Source organism: Gelidibacter sp., assembly GCF_035577925.1.
Classification (GTDB): domain Bacteria; phylum Bacteroidota; class Bacteroidia; order Flavobacteriales; family Flavobacteriaceae; genus Gelidibacter.
This window is the reverse complement of record NZ_DATJCY010000320.1, coordinates 1-2293: the sequence shown is the minus strand read 5'-3', so window position 1 is coordinate 2293 and position 2293 is coordinate 1. Positions and strand designations below refer to the sequence as shown.

General features: G+C 41.3%; 2 protein-coding genes. Both read right to left on the bottom strand.

From position 1 onward, the window contains the following. Positions 1–377 precede the first annotated feature (377 nt). Positions 378–1400 carry an LLM class flavin-dependent oxidoreductase gene (locus tag VNJ50_RS12545; protein WP_325582431.1) on the bottom strand — a complete coding sequence of 341 codons (1023 nt, stop codon included), beginning with the start codon at positions 1398–1400 and terminating at the stop codon, positions 378–380. 4 nt (positions 1401–1404) lie between these two features. After that, a complete protein-coding gene (locus VNJ50_RS12540) occupies positions 1405–1875 on the bottom strand; it encodes an SgcJ/EcaC family oxidoreductase (RefSeq protein WP_325582429.1) in 471 nt (156 codons plus the stop codon). Between the last annotated feature and the right edge of the window lie 418 nt (positions 1876–2293).

Here is a 2293-nt window from a genome sequence, read left to right as displayed (position 1 = left end):
ATTGACAGGATCTAAAATTCAAACCGTTTGTGCTAGTATTTTTGCAGGTTTAAATAAGATTAATAATAGTTGGTATATAAGTCCTAAAGAGTGGAAATCTAATGCGTTTTCTTCTGGAATTTCAGATACATTTATTTATTCTGTTAATGATTTTTAATACGGATCTATTTATCAACATTAAGATTTTCTACGTATTTCATAATGTCTAACCGTTCCAAATCTTCCAAAAAATGTTTCGAGATTTGTTCGGGTTCGGCTACTAGTAATAAAAAGCCTTTCAAGAAATTGAAAGGCTTTTTTTGTTGGTTCTGGTTTTTTAGACTGATCTGTTATTTTTTCAAACTCCTTTTCTTTACCCTCTTAAGCACTTTAGATGATCAGCGCCAACCTAAACCTGGTGCAACATGCTCCAGGATGGCCGACAGCACGTGCACATTATAATCAACCCCCAAGGTATTGGGTACGGTCAAAAGGAGTGTGTCAGCTTCTTGAATGGCTTCATCGTTGGCTAGTTCCTTGATAAGTTGATCGGGCTCGGCGGCATAGCCTCTTCCAAAAATGGCCCGTTTATCATTTTCTATAAAGCCGATTTGATCTTTCTGGTTGGCATCCCGTCCAAAGTAAAAGTGGTCCTGTTGGTTTACCAATGCAAATATGGATCGGCTTACCGATACTCGTGGTTCTCGTTTGTGCCCTGCTTTTTTCCAGGCTTCTTTGTATAACCTGATTTGTTCTGCTTGTTGAATATGGAAAGGTTTGCCGTTTTCGTCAAATTTAAGTGTCGAACTTTGTAGGTTCATTCCATTTTCGGCCGCCCAGATAGCGGTTGCATTGGAGGCAGCGCCCCACCAGATACGGTCGCGCAGGCCTTCGGAATGTGGTTCTAGACGCAGTAGCCCTGGAGGATTCGGAAACATTGGCGATGGATTGGGTTGGGCAAATCCAACGCCTTTTAGCAGGTCCAGAAATTCTAATGCTTTGCGACGTGCCATGGCTGCGTCGTCTTCTCCTTCTGCAGGTTCATAACCGAAATAGCGCCAACCTTCAATCACTTGCTCGGGTGAACCCCTGCTGATGCCCAATTGTAATCGTCCTTTTGAAATTAAATCGGCTGCACCAGCGTCTTCCACCATATACATTGGGTTTTCATAGCGCATATCAATGACACCTGTCCCGATTTCTATCTTTTTGGTTTTGGCACCGATGGCCGCTAGCAACGGGAAGGGCGATCCTAATTGTGCCGCAAAATGATGTACCCTGAAATATGCCCCATCCAAACCGATTTCTTCGGCGGCAACGGCCAAATCAATAGACTGAAGCAAGGTGTCGCTTGCCGATTGGGTTTTATATGCGGGGTGTTTGCCCCAATGTCCAAACGATAAAAATCCTATTTTTTTCATGTTTTTACAGTTTTTCTTTATAACTCACCGATTTTAGATTGCCATTTTCATCTCGGATTTTGGTTTGTTTACCTAGAATGATGTCTGTGTTTTGAGCAGATTCGCAGAGCCATTCGTTATTAACCTTTCTCGCTACAAAGAGGAATAGGGTTTCTCGAGGACCAGCATTATCCACTTCTTTTTCTGTTTGTCCGATAATGCGCATGTGTGCATGGACAATCGTTATGTTTTCGGTCAGCATTTTTACTTTAACGGCAAGAACCTCCATTTTTGAATTTTGAAAAATTAGCCGCAGTCCAAAGTCATGTGCTTTCCAAATATCCTTTTTATTGTCCCACCATTTGCCCGTAACATTGATAAAATCGGCGTTGTCAAAAAATAAGTCTGCAATCCCATTCGGGTCATAGCGGTTCCAAGCTTCCTTGAATCGTTCAGGAATGTCTTGAGGTTGCAAAATCGGTTTGTAAAGATGCATGTTCTTATTGTTTTGGCTGAGAGTCCTTAACCTTGTAAGGTACAAAATTTAAGTATAAAAGAAATAGAAAAAACAATCCGTTAACAAAAAAGTATGGGACTTGTTTATGCAAAGTTATCACGGTGATTCCTTGCTCATTATTTCTGCTTTTGGGTAAACAATGCATATGAGAGTTGTTCTTGATATTTAGCTATACTATCTAAAACTATCTCAATTGGCTACTCCCTTTGGTCAAAGGGAGGTGGCTAAACCGACGGTAGGAGGTTTAGACGGAGGGTTTGTTTTTAAATTGTTTGCGCTTGTCAAACTCCCCGTCCAAACTTGGTGCCCATGCGCTAGCTTGATCCCTTCGCTAAAATAGTATTGTACGCTGTTTTGTCAAACTCCCCTTTCTTTACCTTCGTTTCTCTACGGTATG

Bases quoted from the DNA above. Each gene is read 5' to 3' on its own strand.
- VNJ50_RS12545 (WP_325582431.1), bottom strand. From the start codon at position 1,400: ATGAAAAAAATAGGATTTTTATCGTTTGGACATTGGGGCAAACACCCC.
- VNJ50_RS12540 (WP_325582429.1), bottom strand. From the start codon at position 1,875: ATGCATCTTTACAAACCGATTTTGCAACCTCAAGACATTCCTGAACGA.